The organism is Magnetococcus sp. PR-3, from assembly GCF_036689865.1.
Classification (GTDB): domain Bacteria; phylum Pseudomonadota; class Magnetococcia; order Magnetococcales; family Magnetococcaceae; genus Magnetococcus.
Genome location: NZ_JBAHUQ010000018.1, coordinates 94,271 through 112,759 on the forward strand (window position 1 = coordinate 94,271; position 18,489 = coordinate 112,759).

Genomic DNA, 18,489 nt, shown 5'->3' on the forward strand with positions numbered 1-18,489 from the left:
TGGGCTCCAATGAGGATGGGCGTGGGGGCCGTTTAGGGCCCCCTTCTAACCATTTAAAGCTGCCAATTAACAAAGTTTTCCAGCAGCTTTAGGCCGTTGTTTTGACTTTTTTCTGGGTGGAACTGAGTGGCAAAAATATTATCGTGCCCCACCGCAGAGGTAAAAGGAATACCATAGGTGGTTTGCCCGAGCTGGTGGGCTTGGTGGTCAACCACACCATGGAAGGAGTGCACAAAATAGAAATGTGCCATCTCCTCAATACCTTCCCACATGGGATGCTTGACCGTCTGGTGTACAGGGGTCCAGCCCATGTGAGGAACCTTAAGGTAGCGTTTTAGATCTGCAGGATCCTGCATTTTCTTAGAAAAAGCTTCTACCTTGCCCGGTACCAAGCCAAAGCCTGGGTGGTTACCAAACTCATGGCTTTCATCAAACAGCATTTGCATGCCAACACAGATACCCAAAAAAGGCTTGCCCCCCTGGATATGTGCTAACACAGGGTCCGTTAGTTCTGCTTCATCCAAATTGCGGCGGCAGTCCGCGAAAGCGCCAACACCCGGAAGAACCACCCGATCAGCTTTGACAATATCTGCGGGGTTGCTACTGACCACCACGGATCCCCCCACTTGCTCGAGCGCTTTGGAGACAGAACGCAGGTTGCCTGAGCCATAATCAACAACGGTAATCATCTCTATATTCCTTCAAAACTTAATCCGAGAGGGTGCCTTTGGTGCTGGCAACGCCACCAGCCAGGCCGGGGTCTTCCGCACAAGCCATGCGCAGTGCGCGGGCCAGGGCTTTAAAACAGCTCTCGGCAATGTGGTGGGTGTTCTCTCCATAGAGATTTTCCACATGCATGGTGATCCCGCCGTTTTGCGCAAAGGCAACAAACCACTCTTTGAACAGTTCCGTATCAAAGTTGCCCACTTTTTCTGTGGGAAATTGAACCCGCCAAGTCAATGCCGGACGGTTAGATAGATCGATAACCACTCTGGAAAGAGCTTCATCCAGAGGAACGTAGGCGTGGCCGTAGCGAACAATACCGCGGCGGTCACCAATGGCTTTACGAAAGGCGTAACCCATGGTGATGCCCACATCCTCAACGGTGTGGTGGTCATCGATATGATGATCACCATTGGCTTTGATCTCCAGATCCATGCGCCCGTGACGGGCAATTTGGTCCAGCATATGGTCCAAAAAGCCAACACCCGTCTCGATTTTGGATTGGCCAGTGCCATCCAGGTTCATGGTGACGTTGATAAAAGTTTCGCCGGTCTCTCGAGATTCCGTGGCGATGCGTGCCATGGTGTTCTACTCCTGCTTACATGGGAAAAAGCGCCATTATAGTCCCTTGGATGAGAAATTGCATGTATAGAACCGCGTTCCTGTGTAAACCATCCTTTGTCGCATAAATGGCGGTCAGACCTCGTATGTTCAAGAGCTTACAAGATGTTTGGAATCTATACGGCCAACGTCGTGTTATGGCTGTGCTGTTTCTTGGCTTCTCAAGTGGGCTACCACTGGCCCTGACGTTTGGCACGTTGACCCTCTGGTTGGCGGAGGAGGGTATTAGTAAAACCACCATTGGTTTGTTTGCTTTGGTGGGTGTGCCCTACACCTTTAAGTTTGCCTGGGCTCCATTGATGGACTCTCTGGCCATTCCTTGGCTTACTCGGCGATTTGGCCGTCGCCGCAGTTGGGCGTTGTTTACTCAAGTAGGTTTAGCGGTCACCATCTTTCTTCTTGGGTTAAGTAACCCGCTTGAGGCGCCATTTGTGACTGCCATCCTGGCATTGACGGTCTCTTTTATGAGTGCCAGCCAGGATATTGTGATTGATGCTTATCGGGTTGAACTGCTGGAGGATCACCAGCAGGGTGCCGGTGCTGCGATGATTGTTTTGGGGTACCGTATGGGTATGTTGGTGTCCGGGGCAGGGGCGCTTTACTTGGCCAGTAGTGTCTCATGGGCGGCCACCTATGGGATCATGGCCCTCTGTATGTCTGTAGGCATGGTGACGGTGCTGTTGAATGTAGAACCCAAGGGCGCTCCCAAGGAGCTCATGCAGGGGCATGGTGGGTTCGTGCCCTGGTTTAAAGATGCTGTCCTTGCTCCTTTTCAAAATTTTATGACGCGTCCCGGCTGGTTATGGGTATTGGTCTTTATTCTTTTGTACAAATTGGGTGATGCCCTGGCTGGGGTCATGAGTAACCCTTTTTACCTGGAGTTGGCCTTTACCAAAATTGAGATCGCCAACATCAGTAAATTATTTGGCCTAGCAGCCTCTATTATCGGTGGGCTTATTGGTGGGGTGGTGGTTTCACGCATGGGTATGATGCGGGCACTGCTGTTGTGTGGTGTGCTGCAGATGCTCTCTAACCTTATGTTCGTGATACAGGCTGAGGTTGGCCATAATGTTTCGATGTTAGCGGTCACCATTGGGGTGGAAAATCTGGCGGGAGGAATGGGAACAGCTGCATTTGTCGCCTACTTATCAGGCCTTTGTAACCGGGCCTATACGGCAACACAGTATGCACTACTCTCCTCTTTGGCAGCCGTAGGGCGTACCATGCTGGCATCCAATGCTGGCTGGATGGCCGAACTGAGCAGCTGGAGTCTTTTTTATGGCATTACAACACTCGCCGCACTGCCAGGTCTCTTGATGATCCCCTGGATGATGCGACGTTTTCCCCTGCCTAAAGGGGGAGAAACCGGTTAGCATTGGTTAATGGGAACTTTAGTGGTTCCTGTTTGGCCTATAGTTTATAGCGCACTTCGGCGCTTTTAAATCGATCAACCATTGTAGGTATCTATGTCTGATTCGCTGTTCAAATTGGTGGACCGCCAGGAAGTTGCGGCCCTGAATATCACCGTGGAGTCCTACCAACATCAGGTGACCGGGGCTCGTCATCTACATATGGCGACCAAGGATAATCAAAATGCTTTCCTGGTGGCTTTTTTAACCGTCCCTAAGGATTCCACCGGTGTCGCCCATATTTTGGAGCATACGGCTCTAAGTGGTTCGGAACGTTTTCCGGTTCGAGACCCTTTTTTCACCATGATCCGGCGCTCTTTGGCAACGTTTATGAACGCCTTTACTGCCAGTGATTGGACCGCCTATCCCTTTGCCTCCCTCTCCAAAAAAGATTTCAACAATTTGTTGGAAGTCTATTTGGATGCCGCTTTTTTCCCGAACCTTCATGAACTGGACTTTGCCCAGGAAGGTTACCGGATTGAGCCTGAGGATCTGGATAATGCCCAGAGTGATCTGGTCTATAAAGGGGTGGTCTTTAATGAGATGAAAGGGGCGATGGCTAGCCCCATTCGTACCTTATGGGACCAGCTCTCTCACCACCTGTTCCCAACCATTACCTACCATCATAACAGTGGTGGAGATCCGGTTCATATTCCTGATCTGACCTGGGATGAGCTGAAGGCCTTTCACGCCACCCATTACCACCCTTCCAATGCCGTCTTTATGACCTATGGGGATATTCCTGCCGCTGAGCATCAAGCCCATTTTCAGTCACGGGTGCTTAGCCGTTTTGAACATCTGGATGTCAGCCATCTGCAAGTGCCGGATGAGCAGCGTTTTTCAGAACCCAAGGTGGCACAGGACAGCTATGCCGCCGATGGGGAAGAGGATCTCACCGCCAAAACCCACCAAGTGCTGGCGTGGTTATGGCCAAAGAGTGTCAACCTGGATGATTTGCTCAAAGCACACCTGCTCTCTGGGGTGTTGTTGGATAACAGTGCTTCTCCTCTACTTAAAGCGCTGGAAACCACCGATTTGGGCAATGCCCCTTCCCCCGTTTGTGGGGTGGATGACTCTGGCCGAGAGATGACCTTCTCCTGTGGTGTTGAAGGGTCGGAGTCGGATCGGGCCGAGGCGGTTGAACAACTCATTTTGGATGTGTTGAATGATGTGGCTGAAAAGGGGGTTGACCCTGAGCAGGTTGAGGCCGTGTTGCACCAGTTGGAGCTCTCACGCCGTGAAGTTACGGGTGATGGCCTGCCCTATGGCTTGAAGTTGATGCTAACGGCACTGCCTGCGACCTTGCATGGTGGTGATGGCGTTGCGGCTTTGAATATGGATGCCGCCTTAACGCGTTTGCGGGAAGCAGCTGCAGATCCTCAGTTTATTCCCTCGCTGGTTCGCACATGGTTGCTGGATAACCCCCACCGTGTGCGTTTTACCCTGACACCTGATGGCACGCAAAACAAACGGATGGAGTCGGCCGAAAAAGAGCGGCTGCAGGGGATGCAGAACAGACTCAGTGATGCCGAAAAAGAGCAGTTGCGTGCCCAGGCGGTTGCCCTGAAGGAGCGTCAGGAGTTTAAGGATGATCCTGAGGTTCTGCCTAAGGTTACATTGGCGGATGTGCCCAAAGATCTGCTGATTCCTGAAGGGCAAAAGGTTGAGCAACAGATGGAGTGGTTTAGCCAGCCCACAAATGGCTTGATCTATCTCCAAGCGTTTACCGATATGCCTGAGCTTGAGCCTGAGCTGTTGGATCTTATGCCGCTTTATGGGGCGTGTGCGGTGGAGGTTGGTAGTGGTGGCCGTGATTATCTTCAAACCCAGGCTCTGATCTCCCAGTTTACGGGTGGAGTTGGGGCCAGAGGCTCCATTACAGCCATGGCAGATGATGTGAATCAGTATGGCAGCCGCTTTACCGTCTCCTCCAAAGCGTTGGTGCGCAACCGGGATAAAATGGTTGCCCTGCTGCAAGATACCCTGACCTCTGCACGGTTTGATGAACTGACCCGCCTCAAAGAGTTGGTGGGGCAGATGCGTGCCAGTGCAGAGATGAAAATTAGTAATGCAGGTACAGCACTTGCTATTGCCTCTGCATTAAAGGGGATGAGTCCTTCGGCAGCGATGAGTGAGCGCTGGGGGGGCATGGCCTCTATTGGCCTGTTAAAGGCGTTGGATCGTTCCTTGGAAGATGATGCCGCGTTGAAGGGGCTCTCTGAAAAACTCATCGCCATTCGTGACCGTATTGCTGGGGGGGGCGTGACCTTTTTGGGTGTTGGTGAGGCAGCCCAACAGCAGGCCTTACAAGAGGACCTTGGGCGTATTTGGCAGCGTACCAGCGGCCATTCATCGGATCCCGTGGGTATTGAGGTTGATCAGGCCCCTGTGAATATGGCTTGGGTAACCCCCACTCAGGTGAACTACTGTGCCCGTGGTTACGCCGCCGTACCCTATACCCATGCAGATGCGCCCGCTCTAACGGTATTGGGGCCGCTAATGCGAAATGGCTTTTTACATACCGCCATTCGTGAAAAAGGTGGGGCCTATGGTTCTGGTGCTGGCTTTGATGCCGATGCTGCCGCTTTCCGCTTTCAATCTTTCCGGGATCCCCGTTTAGGTGGAACCTTGGACGATTTTGATCGTGCCATTGACTGGCTGTTAAAAGATGATCATGCGGACAGTTTGTTGGAAGAGTCGATCCTCAATGTGATTGGTAGTATGGATAAGCCGGGCTCTCCTTCCGGTGAAGCCAAGCGTGCCTACCACGATCAGCGACGGGGACGGGGAGGGGATGTCCGTAAGGCATTCCGTCAGCAGGTGCTGGGTGTGACATGGAAAGATCTTAAGCATGTGACAGAAACCTATTTGCAACCTGCCATGGCACAAACGGCTGTTGTGACCAATGCTGCAAATTTGGATGCAGAACCAGATCTGGGGCTTGAACGCCGATCTCTTTGATCTTTATCAAGGATTGCTTCTGCAGGAAAATGGCCTGGATCTTAATTGTCCGGGCCATTTTTTTTAGACATGTGCTAAAATATCGCCGTTGTATGTGGGGGGGGCTTGATAATAACGGTTGTCTGCGATGTTCTTGGGGATTCGCTGATATGAATGCTGATAAAATGTTGGGTGGAGTTGGGACCAATTTGAGCCTGAAAGCCTCCTTTCGGATACTCTCCATTCTTATTCTGGTACTGGTTGTTTTGGCAGGCTTGAACTATGACAAAACCACACAGCTAGGATCCGAATACGCGAATACCATCAATATGGCAGGGCGCCAGCGCATGCTTTCTCAGAAAGCAGCCAAAGAGGTTATGTTGATCGCAGCACTGCAGAAAGGCGCACCGCAACGTGCTAAGTATGAGGCTGGTTTAGATAAAACCCTGCGTCTGTTTGACCGAACACTGGATGCCTTAATTAACGGTGGTACAACCGTTAAAGTGCTTAATCCGGATGTCAAAGATCCTGCCAAACTGGTACAGATGGTGCGCCCGTCCGAGGCAAATCTCGCTCAACTACAAAAAGTTCAAAATATCTGGAAGCGATATCAAGTTACGGTCAAAAAAGTATTGGCCACGCCCTCGGGGCGTGAGCAGGATAAGATTGCGGCTGTGTTTCATGATGAGAGCATTGAACTGCTTAAAAACATGAACAAAGCGGTGGTCATTGTTGCCGGTGAGTCCAATACTAAGACCGATGAAGTGATCTCCAGTTTAACCATGACCACCATTATCACACTGTTGATTGGTGGTTTTGTCTTGTTATTTACCCTGTGGCGTCAGCTAACCCTGAATAAACAGGTTCTTCGGATCAGTCGCCATTTAGACCTGATGGCGGTGGGGGATCTTAACCGTCGCTTGGGTCGAAACTTCTGTGCAGAGTTCCAAACCTTTGTGGATCGGTTGAACTCCATGAGTAACCAGCTCCTTTGGGTGTTGCGTACGGTGGGGGTTCAGTCGCAAACCATCAAAGGGGTGGTCAACCAGATGGTGCCGGTTAAAGACTCTTTGTTGAAGGATGCACATACCAACAGTGAGCTGGCCAATGATGTGGTGCTGGAAAATGACCGCCTGGATGCTGAGATTCACAAACTCAACGATTATATCTATAAAGCTAAAGAGTCGATTACCTCGGTTGCGGACTCTGCGGAACAGTTGGCTACGGATGTACGAGCGATTGCAGGTTCAGCCGAGCAAGCCAGTGGTAATGTCAACACCATGGCCTCTGCCGCGGAAGAGATGAACAGTAATATCTCAGAGGTTAATGCCTCTTTGGATCGGGTTAATGATTCCGTCAGTACCGTTGCCAGTGCGGTGGAGGAGTTGAACAGTTCGCTGGAAGATGTCTCAAAAAGTTGTGACTCTGCCGACCAGATGTCAGCCGCGGCTGGGCAGCATATTTCAGAAACCCTGGAGGTGATGCACAGCTTGGGTGGCGCAGCTCGTGAAATTGGCAAAGTGATCAAAATGATCAACAGCATTGCCGAGCAGACCAATATGCTGGCCTTGAATGCGGCTATTGAGGCTGCTGGTGCTGGTGAAGCGGGTAAAGGTTTTGCTGTTGTTGCCAATGAGGTCAAAGAGCTGGCCAGTCAAACGGCAGATGCGACCAAGATGATCTCTGATCAGGTGAGTGAAATCCAAAACCGTACAGAGATGGCCAGTGAAGCAACCCAGGGGGTAAGCGATATTATTGGCTCCTTGGGTGAAACCAACCGGCAAATTACCGATGCGGTGGATAATCAGGCCAGTTCGGTGGCCAACATTGCGGACTCTATGGATGCCGTTACCCATGCGTCTGGTGAAGTGACCCGGAACGCACAGGAGTTGGCAGATGCTTCCCAGGAGGTTGCGCGCAGTGCTCTGGAAGCCGCAAACGATACGACGCAAATTGCAGAGACAGCCGTTGTCCTTAGTCAGCATGCTGATACTGTGAATGAGCAAATTGGTACCGCGGCAGAGAGTTCGGATGCCGTCCGCTTTGGTGCGGCAGAAATTCTGACCTCATCGGTACAAGTTCAGAAAAAAATGATGGAGACCATGCAGCTGCTTAGCTACTTGAATGGGGATATCGAGTACTCAGGGTTCCTGACAGAGGTGGTGGCGGATACCAGTAAATCGCTGGATGCGGCTGAGCGTGGCTTTAATGTGGGTGAGCCTCTCTTTAGTATTGAGCGTATTAAAGCTGCACATCTGGCTTGGATCGGTAAATTGGAAGATGTCATTCATGGGCGTAGCCAGCTGCGATCTACAGAGGTCGGCAGTTCTCGTGATTGTGAACTGGGCAAGTGGTATTACAGTGAAGGTATCGACTCCTTTGGCGAAATGGCCCGTTTTATTGAGCTTGGTGAGCTACATAACCGGGTACATGAAATGGCCCGTGAAGTCATTGCCCTGGTTGAGGCAGGCCACCGGGATGAAGCATTAGCCAGTATGCCGAGGTTTGATAAGGTTCGCCGACATCTGTTTAAATTGTTGGATCAACTCTACTTAAGCTGTGGTAAAGAGGGATGTGAGAGTGGAGAAGAGTTCTTCCCCTGGAACGATATTCTTTTAACCAACATCGATGCGATTGACCTTCAACACAAAGAGCTGGTCCGACTGGTTAATGTCCTGCATGAGGAGATTACCAATGGTCATGGTGGTCGTCAGCAACTGCGTAGTATGGTCGACGAGCTGGTCAAGTACACCGTGAACCACTTTAAAGATGAAGAAGCGTTCATGCGTCGCAATAACTATCCGGGTTTAGCCGAGCATATCCCGGAACATGTGAAATTTACCGATTCTGTTGTTGAGCTGGTGGAGCAGGTTGACCAAGGCGAAGCTCATATTGATATGGATCTTACCAGTTTGCTGCGAGACTGGCTGGTTAATCACATTATGGGAACAGATCAGAAGTATGTGGAGCACTTTGGTGGTAAAAAGGTCTCCTAGTTGCCTGTAGAAAAGATTAATGGATCGTATGATTAATAATTAAAGCCCTCGTTTTGAGGGCTTTTTTTATAGGTTTTAAGCGATGTTTAACCGTGCAGGATCTACCTGATCATTCCATGGCGTGCTTGGAGCAGGTTGGTCGGTGGGCATGCTTTTGTCCGTGATGGATCGGTTCTACGGCAATAGGCCTCTTCTAACCGTTACGGTGCTAGCTGTTAATGCATGTTGCTTGAAGAGACCTCTTATGCTGAACCGTCGGATCACCGGTCACATGTAGGGTGGAGATAGCCGATATCCAACGATGATTGTAAGGCCTGAATGGGGGGCCGATCTTATTTTCATTAAGAACAGAGCCGATAACCGGGTCGGGGTTAAATTGTGCATCGTTGGGCGTGCCTGTTTTTTCACATATTCTTTGTTTAATGCAAAAAAGAGCTAAACGGTCGCGTGTTGACCCTGTATTAAGGTTTGGATGGCATACGGTGATTGATTAAACCTCGATGTCGATTGAGTGCTGCCAGTAGATCCAAGAAGCGAGGTAAAGCCAAGTTACCCAAAGGAAATGGTGTCAGCTTGTCCATCCCTTGTTCCACCATCTGTTGATAACACGCCCTGAGCGCTGTAAGCAGCTCATCATCCATGGTCAGGTGTTGGGAAAAATGGGCCAGCATATAGCCCATGGCCAAGGTTTGTCCGCGATCAACCCGCTGTTCCAAGTGGCGTAAGTCTATGCGCACCTCTCCATAGTTTAATAAATCAGGCTCAGGTACTTTAACTGCAATGGCTCTTTTGCCCTTTTTGGGGCTGAGTATCTGTGGGTTTGCCCCTCTCTGTTGCTTAAGGGCGGCTTGCAGGTTAGCGACCTCAGTTGGGCGTGTTGTTTGTGGAGCTACCAATTGATGAGCATCAGCCGTGCGGTCCACCAACTGAAAAGTATCAAACTGCCAAACCCGATGTGCCGCTGGAAAAAAAGCACTACTCCCCCCCATGACAACCACCATGGAGATGGCATGTTGTTCATGTAGGGTGCTGATCTGTTCACATAAGGGGGTGATGGGTTCTTGGTGTGGGGCAATCAGCTGCTGCATACAGGTATCACGCATCATCAAGTTGGTTGCCGCGCGATCTTCATCCATCAGTAGGAGACGGCTTCCTCCTTGAAGAGCCTCCATGATATTGGCTGCCTGAGATGTGCTACCGCTGGCGTTGCTGGTGACAAAATTTTGTGTGGAACGCTTGGTTGGTAGATGGTTAATAAAAGGGCGTATATCAATACCCGAGACCGCTCGCCCCTCTTCAGCACAGATGCTGGCGGCATCGCTACGGGTGACGACCAGCTCTCGACCATCTCCAGGAATATGGTCATAGACACCTTGGGCCAGTGCAGAAAGCAGTGTGCTTTTACCGTGAAATCCTCCCCCCACTAAAAGTGTAATCCCTTGTTCAATGCAGACACCTTGCGTTGCCCCCCTGTGGGGTAGATCAATTGAAAGGGTTAAATGGTCAGGGGCATTAAATGGTGTGCCATGGGGTAAAGGGTGATCATCAATACCGCTGGCACGGGGGAGGCGTGAGCCCTGCGCAATAAAGGCGACATGCTGATTCTGTTCAAGCCAGTTTCGTAGGTAGACCTGATCGGTCACCGCATTAAGGTGTTGAGTTAGGGTGCTGTGTAACGTCGGTTTATACGTGGCGTAAGTGCGGACCCAATGGGGAATATGCTCGAGTAACAGTTGTTGAGCTTGTTGACCTAAAATACGCCGTCCATTTGCAGGCAAGCCTGCTTGAAGTCTAATTTCAATGACACCATCGACATCTCTTTTAACCGCTGTGCGTTTAAGAACCTGTTGGCCATGGTGCATAAAATGAATGTGACCACTTTTACCAGACCCTGCATGGGCCAACGCTGCGTGTGATTGGTGCTCAGCCAGACGGCGGCCAATATAATCTTCCAAGGCACGAACCTGATCCGCCTGTTGTAAGGATGGCCACCCTGCTGAGTGCGCAGAATAAAAAATACGAAGGTGTGATGGTTCCGCAAAAGGATCACCTTGTACATGATCCACAACCAACCTCATCTGTGGCAGCTCGTAGCTTCCCTTAATGGCTTTATAGGCACCATAGCCCTGTCCATCCAGGCGTTGCAGGTGTGCGATCAGTTTTTTCATGGTGTTTCTTTATCCTCAACCCTAAGGTGAGCCTGTGCTAACCTGTTTGACCAACCTAATTTGGTCAGATTTTTCTTCGTATGGAGTTCATGGCATCCATGTCGCAGCTTTCCTCTTTCTCCGAACAGGGCTTTTTTTTAAAAAGCCTGCACCAGCAAGTGGTGGTTTTGGTGCTGCTGGAGCCCCTTGATGATAGCGCGTGGCAGCAACTGGATGCCAGTATGCAGCATTTACAGTCAGGGGGGGTGCGCCTGCTTGTACTTGCTGCTCAGCAGATGATTCCGCATGAGCTGGAAAAAAAAGGGGCAAAGCTTGAACTGGGTGAGCAAGCACTCTACGCTCCTCAACATCGTGCCTGGCCTCTACTCCATCAGCTTTGGCAGGGACAAAAAAGCCGGGTTACGGTGATGTTGGGGGATGCCGATCAGCTTGGCATGAACCAATTGACAGATTTTCTCTGTCCTCTCCGTCCCAACCGTGTCTTACTGCTTCGCCGTGAAGGGGGCGTGAAAGATCATCAAGGGGGGTGGATTAACTTTGTGTCCTTGGCGCAGTTAAGTGAAATCCGCAGCCAACGCCCAGCCCATGAATATCCGGTATTATCTGCCATTGGTTTGTTGCTAGAAAATGGTGTGCACTCCGTTAGCCTTTGTAAACCGGAAAACCTTGAACGCGAGCTGCTTACCTATGAAGGTGCGGGAACCTACTTCTCTACCGACCACTACTGTGGGGTTGAACGGCTAAGGTTGGATCATTTTTCTGAAGTGGAGTCTCTAATCCGCCGAGGGGAAGGGGAGGGCTTTCTCATGAACCGCCCTGAGGAGCACCTTTTTACTTTAATGGCAGAAGGGTGGGGGGCGTTTGTTGGGGGGAGTAGTCGTTTGGCTGGGGTGGTGGGGTTGCTGACGGAACCCTATCAGGAGAGTTTTGCAGGGGAAGTCATTTCTATTTATACCCTAACACGTTATAAAGGTAATGGTGTTGGGGCACGTTTGCTGCAAACTGTAGCGGAACATGCGATTGCGCGATCATTAAACTATCTGTTTGCGGCAACCCAAAGTGAGCGGGTGGCTGCTTTTTTTCGACGCAACGGCTTCCGAATGGTAGAGCTGGATGAAATTCCTATGGCTAAATGGGAGGGCTATGACCCTTCCCGAAAGGCCTCTGCCTATGGTTTGCGATTGGATCTTAATCCTACCTAATCACGGTAGGGCTGCGTGGCTGTTCGGCGCAGTACTAAGGAGCTTCAACCATGGAAAAAGTGGTCATTGTGGGTGCCGGTGTTATGGGCACCGCGTGTGCCTTTCGTTTGTTGGAACAGGGTTATCAGGTGACTCTGTTGGAAAAAGCACTACCCGGTGCTGAATCTTCGGCAGCGGCAGCTGGTATTCTTGGTGCACAATCGGAGGTTTCAGGTACAGGGGCTTTTCTAGAGCTGTGTGTTGCAAGCCGTGGCATGTTCCGCGAGTTTGTTCAGCGTTTAGAAGAGGTCTCGGGTGTTCACTGTGGCTATGAAGATAGTGGGGTCTTGGAAGTCGCTATGGATCCTGCAGAAGGGCGGTTGGCTGCAGGCCGTGCCGAATGGATGATGGATCGGGATTTAAGGGTTGAAATCCTAGACCGGGATGATGCCCGCAAGCTGGAACCCGCACTGAGTGACCAGATCATCGGTGCAAACTACTATCCAGATGATCACCAGGTTGAACCCGTCGCGCTCTCACGCTCTTTGGCTGCCGCGGTTTCCCGTCTGGGTGGTACATTCCGATCTGGCGTTCAGGTGACGGGGTTGCAGTTACAAGGGGAGCGGGTGGTTGGTGTCTGTGCGGCTGATGAAGTGATCCATGGTGATCATGTCATCATCGCTGGGGGCGCATGGAGTAGCTTGATCAAGGGGCTACCCCCCTTACGAACCCATGTTAAACCCATGTCTGGTCAGATCTTACAGGTGGAAATGCGCCCCCCCTCTTTCCGTCATGTGGTCTATGGCTACAAAGGCTATATTGTACCGCGGGCAGATGGTCGTGTGGTGATGGGGTCAACACTAGAGGACCGTGGGTTTGATAAGGCGGTGACCACAGAAGGGCTGCAGCGTATTACCAATATGGCACTGGAGATGGTCCCCGGGTTATCTCAAGCACGCATGACCGATGCCTGGGCAGGCTTAAGACCGGCAACAGGTGATGGTCAGCCACTGTTGGGGCAGGGACCCTGGCAGGGACTCTATTTTGCAACAGGTCACTACAGAAACGGTATTTTAATGACACCTATTACTGCAGAAGTGACCACTCAGTTAATTATGGGAGAGAAACCACCATGGGATTTAGCCCCTTTTTCTCCACCATTGGTTTCATGAAAGAAAATGATGGACAACTCTGAACATGATGCTTTGTTTATTCCCGCAGATCCTGACCAGGTCGATCAGGAGCGGCGTAAAGCCAAAGAGCTAAAGCGTAGTCAATGGTGGAAAAACCAGCTGGGTAAAGGTCTTTGTCTCTACTGTCACCGGCGTTTTCACCCAAAAGAGTTAACCATGGATCATATGCAGCCCATTAGTCGGGGCGGGCGTAGTACCAAAGGTAACTGTGTGCCGTGTTGCAGTGAGTGTAATGACAATAAGAAAAACTGGCCTGCAGAAACATTCCGAGCGTGGGTTGAGGAGATGCAAGCCAAAGCTTGATGGGATGATTTTAGGTTAAAAAAAAGCCGGATGCTGTACAACAGCATCCGGCCTTTTTCGTGTGATCAAGAATGATCCCTTAATGACTCAGCGCAATGGCCTGTTTGTCCTGATAGACACGGTCTAGCAGTTCAAAGAGCTTGCGACGCACCAGGTTGAAGTCATCCATTTTACGAAGTGCCGCATCATGATCGTGAACTTCATGGATTAAGGCGACCACCTCACGGGCAAGATCATGTACTTTTAAGTGGACTTCCCCCAACTCTTGATAGAGGGGTAGCGCACCAAACTTTTCAATACCTTCTGAGTAGTACCACTTACCAAAGGCACATTCGCGACCTGAGGCAACCTGTTCAGGGCTCATGGCTGTACGGCCGCGGATGACATTTTCAAGTTTCCCTAACCAGCCCAAGTGCGCAAGTTTAATCGCCTCCACATCAAACGGTGTTGGACCAACATCCAATCCTTTGGTGGAGTGGTCCAAGCCATGGCTGGTTTCTAAAATAACATCCACCAACATACCAGTCTGGTGGATAGAGCCATTCATCAGGTTAACCAGATTCATGGTCTTAATACCGTTTTTCTGTACTTGGGTCGAGGCCGAGAAGATGTTGGTTCCCATCTCTTGAGCCTCTTCAGCCAATGTTTTGGACTCATTACCCAAATTCACCAACTGTCCAGCTTCTGCGGTTGCACCGCTGGCAAGGTCTGCAATCTGCTGGGCGCTGCTGGCAGCTTCCTGGCTGGATTCTGCCACGCTATAAGCCGCATTGGAAAGCTCTTGAGTATTGGCCGAAACATCGTGGGTAACCCGCGTCACTTCCTCCATGGAGTGGGCAATATCCTGCACCGTATGATCCTGCTCACCAACCAGCTCGGTAATATCACGGTTGCCGGAGTGAATGCGGTCAATACTGGCGGATACCCGACGGTTTGCATCAATCGCTTGGCGGGTGTTGTCTTGGATCTCTTGAATGCTCTGGTAAATCAAATCGGTTGCATCGGCTGTCTGGCTGGCCAAATCCTTAACCTCATTGGCCACAACGGCAAAGCCCTTACCAGCTTCCCCAGCCCCAGCTGCTTCAATCGAGGCGTTCAATGCCAGCATATTCGTCTGCTCAGCAATATCGTTGATCATCTCGACCACTTTGCCGATGGCATTGGCCGATTTGTCCAATTGATCCATCAGCTGAATGGTGTCCTTCGCATCCTGATTGGCTTGTTCAGAATCCTTCTGGGCATCACCGCAACGGCCAACCACCTGTTTGATCGAGTTGGTCATCTCGTCAACAGAGGTTGCTACCCGCATAATGGTGCCGTTGACCTGCTCCATCCCTTGGTTAATGCCCCCTAGGTTCATGTTCATTTCGCTGGTCGCTTGGGCGGCCGCAGAGACGTTCATGCTCGCGGTTTCTGCAGAAGATGCGATGGTCTCAATATTATGGGATAGGGTATCTGAGGCTTCGGTTACACGCACAAAGTTCTCACTGACCCGGTCAATGTGAAGTTTCAAGGCTACAAAGTCATCATCTACATTGGCGTTACGGCATACCGCATCCTGCGTCATGTCGTAGGATTCTTGGGCATCTCGTTCCAGTGTATTCTTAACTTCAATCGACTCTTTAATAACAGCCTGTAGGGTATCCGACTGCAGCTTGACTTCACGGATCGTGACCCTTAGCTGGTCTGTAAGCTGATTGATTAAAACAGAGACCTCATCCAACTCATCCTTATAGTCAGGGATGTCTAAGTCACGGGTAATGTTACCATTGACCATGTTGGACAGAGCATCATGCATATGGCTGATTTTGTTGATCACAAAGTGACGTGTAATCAAGCCAAAACTCAGCGCTATAATGGCAATAAACAGGAATGTAAAGCCCACAATGGAACTGGCGCTACCGACCGTACTGTTCAGCTGCTCTGTCGTTGAGCGGGTCATGCTAATGTAGGCTTGTTCCAGTATCTTAAAGCCATCAACAGCAGGGCGGTCACTAATCTTGACGGTACTGTCGATCTGTTTAGGGCTGGCACCCTTTTTGACCATCTCTGCGACGGTATCTACCGCGTGCAGGTACAGTTGTGCAACCGATTGAATATCATTCAGAGCTTTTTTCTCTTGAGGGGTCATGCTGTCCAGTGTTCGATACTGCTTAACCAGATCCAACACAATGCCCAGATGCTTTTTCGCACCATCATGATGTTTGGCTTTGCCCCGAAGCACGTAGTTTTTAAAGTGGTGGATGCCATTGCCATAGCCAAAATGGCTTTTTAGGCGCATAAGCAGAGATTCTCTTTCTGCGACCTGGTCCTGATAGGTCTGCCACATATCAGTAAAGCTATGAATACGTGTCATGGAGAGCGTGGTTCCTAGGAGAATGGCAAGAGCCATGATTCCAAGGAAGAGAAAAATCTTCTGGGATATGTTGAGCTTAAGCATGCAGGTAACCGTTAATTAAAAGTAACCAACTGTGGCGCTGTGGCAACACCGGTAGAATGCCATCAGCGAGTAATATGGCATATCAATAAGGTCATAGTGAAGAAAAAAGTACCAAATTTGAATGGGATGGATAGCTTTTCCCAGAAAACTTGTAAAGGAAGGTAACACTTAAGAGTCGGTGTTTTATCCGTATTTATACGTACCAACCGCCTTGGGTGCGGCTGTTAGTCTCTGCTGTGGTTGGCTCTTTTGGGGTGAATTGTAGGCACGGATGCCCCGAAGCGCGTTGTACTTCGACGCTAGGCATCTCCTTGCCTTTAAACCCCATGGCCGAACATGCCCTTGGGTGTGTTGGATCCCAAGTAATACGGAAGAAACGGCATTTCATGCAATTGACCGCTTTCGGTGTATGTGGATTAGCCATGTGATTTTTCAAGCTCTAAAGGTTAATAGGGGTTCTTATTGTCTTAGACCGTACCGCTAGCATGCTTTGTTCCATCTGTTAAAAAGAATCCCCTAACATGAGGTTTCCTGCAAGGCGCTTTCTGTTTAAGAGGGAACAGTATAAAAATGACGACAGGGTAAAAAGCGTGTAGCAAGGGGTATAAATGGTCAAAAGGACATTGTCTCGTTGATATCAGTCATGGTAACAACAGCCATCTATGCAGCGGCGTATTGCCGTTGATCGAACAGCGGTGACGTGGGAGTTTGTTATGACACTGGCCATTTTTGATCTAGATAATACATTGCTTGGGGGAGACAGCGATCATCTCTGGGGTACCTTTCTGGCTGAAAAGGGGCTGGTCAGCCAAGAGGCGTATGATCGTAAGAACGACTACTTCTATGAACAGTACAAGCAAGGCACCTTGGATATGCAGGCCTATCTGGATTTTGCGTTGGAGTTCCTTGGCCAATATCCCAAAGCCCAGTTGGATGCATGGCATCAAGAGTATCTCGAGCAGAAGATTAAACCGATCATGCAGCCTAAGGCACAAGCCCTGGTTGATAAGCATCGTGATCAGGGTCATACCTTAATGATTATCACCGCAACCAACCGTTTTCTTACCACCCCCATCGCCGCACTACTTGGTGTGCCTCATCTGTTGGCAACGGAAGTTGAGCAGAATGAGCAAGGGAACTTTACAGGGCATAGTTTTGATGTCCCCTGTTTTCAAAGTGGCAAGGTGACTCGGTTGCAGCGTTGGTTGGAAGAGAATGGTGCGGATCTTAAAGGAAGCTGGTTCTATAGCGATTCCCTTAATGATATCCCTCTACTGGAGATGGTGGATCATCCCGTTGCCGTAGATCCTGACCCAACACTGTATAAAGAGGCTCAGCAACGACAGTGGTCGGTTATCTCTTTAAGAGAGTAACTCTGACCCGCGGTTGCGCCAAACCTACTTCAGTCTGTTCAGTTTTATATAAAGGGGCGCCCCTCGGGGCTGCCCCTTTAGTTTTGATCCGGTCTATATAAGTGAGGCACCCCTCAGGGAGAATCCTCTTTATATCGTCGCTCTTATATCAGGGCGCATCCCTTGGGGCGGCCTTGTGGATTTTCTTCGTTCATAATCTAAAGGGTCCTACTTGTCGCCGTTCTTTCTGTCGTTGACCGCCATGTCGCTGTTCTCCCCTAGAGCTGTGTATCTGAGTTCGTTCATTCTTAATCTAAAGGTGGCCTCTTGGAGCAGTCCCTCAAACTTTTTGGGCTCTATCCGTAAGAGGGGAGGGGATAGCAAGGGGGGGGGGGGCAGCCGCATGGTGTCTTCGGTCTTATGTTGTGAATGTATCCCACGATTTATTAGAGGGGTACCTCTCAAGGGAAGGCCTTTTAGTCGTACTTTTCGCTTTCTATATTCGGGTACATGCCAAGAGAGAAGCCCTCTTGAGTCTGTTCAATCTATTATAAGGGGGGGGAGTCTAAGGGGGGGCGTTATTGCGATCTTATGTAAGGTGTGAATCCAGAGGGAAGGCTTCCTTCGTGTTGCCGTCTTCCATAGAGCGTGTCCTTCATAAGGAGAGGCCTTCTTTAGGGTGTGCTTACCAGAAGAGAGCCCCTCCATGGAAAGTTCTTCTTAGTATGTTCAGTCTTATAATAGGGGGGGCACCAAGAGAGTCTGCTTCTTGAGAGTGTTTGATTTTATGATTAAGGGGGCTCTAAGGGTTGGCCTGTTCGTGTGCCCGCCCTTGTCTAGAGGGTGAATCCCTAGAGGGGCCATTATAGTTATGTTGGTTCTTCATTATGGCATGTCGCCCAAAAAGCGCTTCTTAGTATGTTGCTCAAATTTAGAGAGTGCTCATATATAGAGAGGCCTTCTGAGTCTGTTAGGAGGTACCCGCTAAGGAGAACACCTTCTTAGGTTGGTTCAGGATTTATAGTAAGGGGGGGCTCTTCAAGGTTCGTTACCTGACTATTTTTAATCACCGGTGATGTAAATGTGAGCATCACGAAGTGAGACAATGAGATTTGCATTCGTAAGGCATTGATATATAATGGTATAGCAGAAAAGTTAAAAAT

At 50.1% G+C, this 18,489-nt stretch carries 11 protein-coding genes; 7 read left to right on the forward strand and 4 right to left on the reverse strand.

Features of this window, described 5'->3' with window-relative positions; all coding sequences use genetic code 11:
* Nucleotides 1-53 precede the first annotated feature (53 nt).
* Both hisH and hisB read right to left on the reverse strand, forming a co-directional pair.
* Entirely contained in the window at nt 54-689 is a 636-nt protein-coding gene (gene hisH, locus V5T57_RS11805) for an imidazole glycerol phosphate synthase subunit HisH (protein WP_332891424.1), read from the reverse strand.
* Between the two features lie 19 nt (nt 690-708).
* Nucleotides 709-1,305, reverse strand: a complete 597-nt coding sequence (gene hisB / locus V5T57_RS11810) for an imidazoleglycerol-phosphate dehydratase HisB (RefSeq protein WP_332891425.1) — start codon at nt 1,303-1,305, stop codon at nt 709-711.
* A gap of 125 nt (nt 1,306-1,430) precedes the next feature.
* Between hisB and V5T57_RS11815 the strand changes: the two genes are divergently transcribed.
* From V5T57_RS11815 to V5T57_RS11825, 3 genes are all read left to right on the forward strand, one after another.
* On the forward strand, nt 1,431-2,717 hold the full coding sequence (locus tag V5T57_RS11815) for an AmpG family muropeptide MFS transporter (RefSeq protein WP_332891426.1): 1,287 nt from the start codon (nt 1,431-1,433) through the stop codon (nt 2,715-2,717).
* A 93-nt stretch (nt 2,718-2,810) separates the two neighbouring features.
* Nucleotides 2,811-5,714: an insulinase family protein gene (locus V5T57_RS11820; RefSeq protein ID WP_332891427.1), complete on the forward strand. Its 2,904-nt coding sequence runs from the start codon at nt 2,811-2,813 to the stop codon at nt 5,712-5,714.
* 149 nt (nt 5,715-5,863) lie between these two features.
* The gene (locus V5T57_RS11825; protein ID WP_332891428.1) at nt 5,864-8,689 is read left to right on the forward strand and encodes a bacteriohemerythrin; all 2,826 of its coding nucleotides are present in this window, start codon (nt 5,864-5,866) and stop codon (nt 8,687-8,689) included.
* A gap of 461 nt (nt 8,690-9,150) precedes the next feature.
* On the opposite strand, the gene V5T57_RS11830 is transcribed toward V5T57_RS11825, so the two are convergent.
* A complete protein-coding gene (locus V5T57_RS11830; protein WP_332891429.1) occupies nt 9,151-10,857 on the reverse strand; it encodes a P-loop domain-containing protein in 1,707 nt (568 codons plus the stop codon).
* A 98-nt stretch (nt 10,858-10,955) separates the two neighbouring features.
* Here V5T57_RS11830 and V5T57_RS11835 point away from each other — a divergent pair, with 98 nt between their 5' ends.
* Genes V5T57_RS11835 through V5T57_RS11845 form a run of 3 tightly spaced genes read left to right on the forward strand, consistent with a single transcriptional unit; the run spans nt 10,956 to nt 13,534 of the window.
* On the forward strand, nt 10,956-12,059 hold the full coding sequence (locus V5T57_RS11835; RefSeq protein ID WP_332891430.1) for a GNAT family N-acetyltransferase: 1,104 nt from the start codon (nt 10,956-10,958) through the stop codon (nt 12,057-12,059).
* Nucleotides 12,060-12,109: 50 nt separating this feature from the next.
* On the forward strand, nt 12,110-13,210 hold the full coding sequence (thiO, locus tag V5T57_RS11840; RefSeq protein WP_332891431.1) for a glycine oxidase ThiO: 1,101 nt from the start codon (nt 12,110-12,112) through the stop codon (nt 13,208-13,210).
* 6 nt (nt 13,211-13,216) lie between these two features.
* Nucleotides 13,217-13,534 (forward strand): HNH endonuclease, encoded by a 318-nt coding sequence (locus V5T57_RS11845; protein ID WP_332891432.1) that lies wholly within the window; start codon nt 13,217-13,219, stop codon nt 13,532-13,534.
* A gap of 79 nt (nt 13,535-13,613) precedes the next feature.
* Here the strand turns inward: V5T57_RS11845 and V5T57_RS11850 are convergent, their stop codons facing one another.
* On the reverse strand, nt 13,614-15,890 hold the full coding sequence (locus tag V5T57_RS11850) for a methyl-accepting chemotaxis protein (RefSeq protein WP_332891433.1): 2,277 nt from the start codon (nt 15,888-15,890) through the stop codon (nt 13,614-13,616).
* Between the two features lie 797 nt (nt 15,891-16,687).
* Between V5T57_RS11850 and V5T57_RS11855 the strand changes: the two genes are divergently transcribed.
* Nucleotides 16,688-17,347: a histidinol-phosphatase gene (locus tag V5T57_RS11855; RefSeq protein WP_332891434.1), complete on the forward strand. Its 660-nt coding sequence runs from the start codon at nt 16,688-16,690 to the stop codon at nt 17,345-17,347.
* Nucleotides 17,348-18,489: the final 1,142 nt, after the last annotated feature.

What these genes read in the sequence shown, in the direction of transcription:
- V5T57_RS11850 (WP_332891433.1), bottom strand. Translation starts at nt 15,890, where the DNA reads ATGACACGTATTCATAGCTTTACTGATATGTGGCAGACCTATCAGGAC.
- V5T57_RS11825 (WP_332891428.1), top strand. Translation starts at nt 5,864, where the DNA reads ATGAATGCTGATAAAATGTTGGGTGGAGTTGGGACCAATTTGAGCCTG.
- thiO (WP_332891431.1), top strand. Translation starts at nt 12,110, where the DNA reads ATGGAAAAAGTGGTCATTGTGGGTGCCGGTGTTATGGGCACCGCGTGT.
- hisB (WP_332891425.1), bottom strand. Translation starts at nt 1,305, where the DNA reads ATGGCACGCATCGCCACGGAATCTCGAGAGACCGGCGAAACTTTTATC.
- V5T57_RS11855 (WP_332891434.1), top strand. Translation starts at nt 16,688, where the DNA reads ATGACACTGGCCATTTTTGATCTAGATAATACATTGCTTGGGGGAGAC.
- V5T57_RS11820 (WP_332891427.1), top strand. Translation starts at nt 2,811, where the DNA reads ATGTCTGATTCGCTGTTCAAATTGGTGGACCGCCAGGAAGTTGCGGCC.
- V5T57_RS11845 (WP_332891432.1), top strand. Translation starts at nt 13,217, where the DNA reads ATGATGGACAACTCTGAACATGATGCTTTGTTTATTCCCGCAGATCCT.
- hisH (WP_332891424.1), bottom strand. Translation starts at nt 689, where the DNA reads ATGATTACCGTTGTTGATTATGGCTCAGGCAACCTGCGTTCTGTCTCC.
- V5T57_RS11815 (WP_332891426.1), top strand. Translation starts at nt 1,431, where the DNA reads ATGTTCAAGAGCTTACAAGATGTTTGGAATCTATACGGCCAACGTCGT.
- V5T57_RS11830 (WP_332891429.1), bottom strand. Translation starts at nt 10,857, where the DNA reads ATGAAAAAACTGATCGCACACCTGCAACGCCTGGATGGACAGGGCTAT.
- V5T57_RS11835 (WP_332891430.1), top strand. Translation starts at nt 10,956, where the DNA reads ATGTCGCAGCTTTCCTCTTTCTCCGAACAGGGCTTTTTTTTAAAAAGC.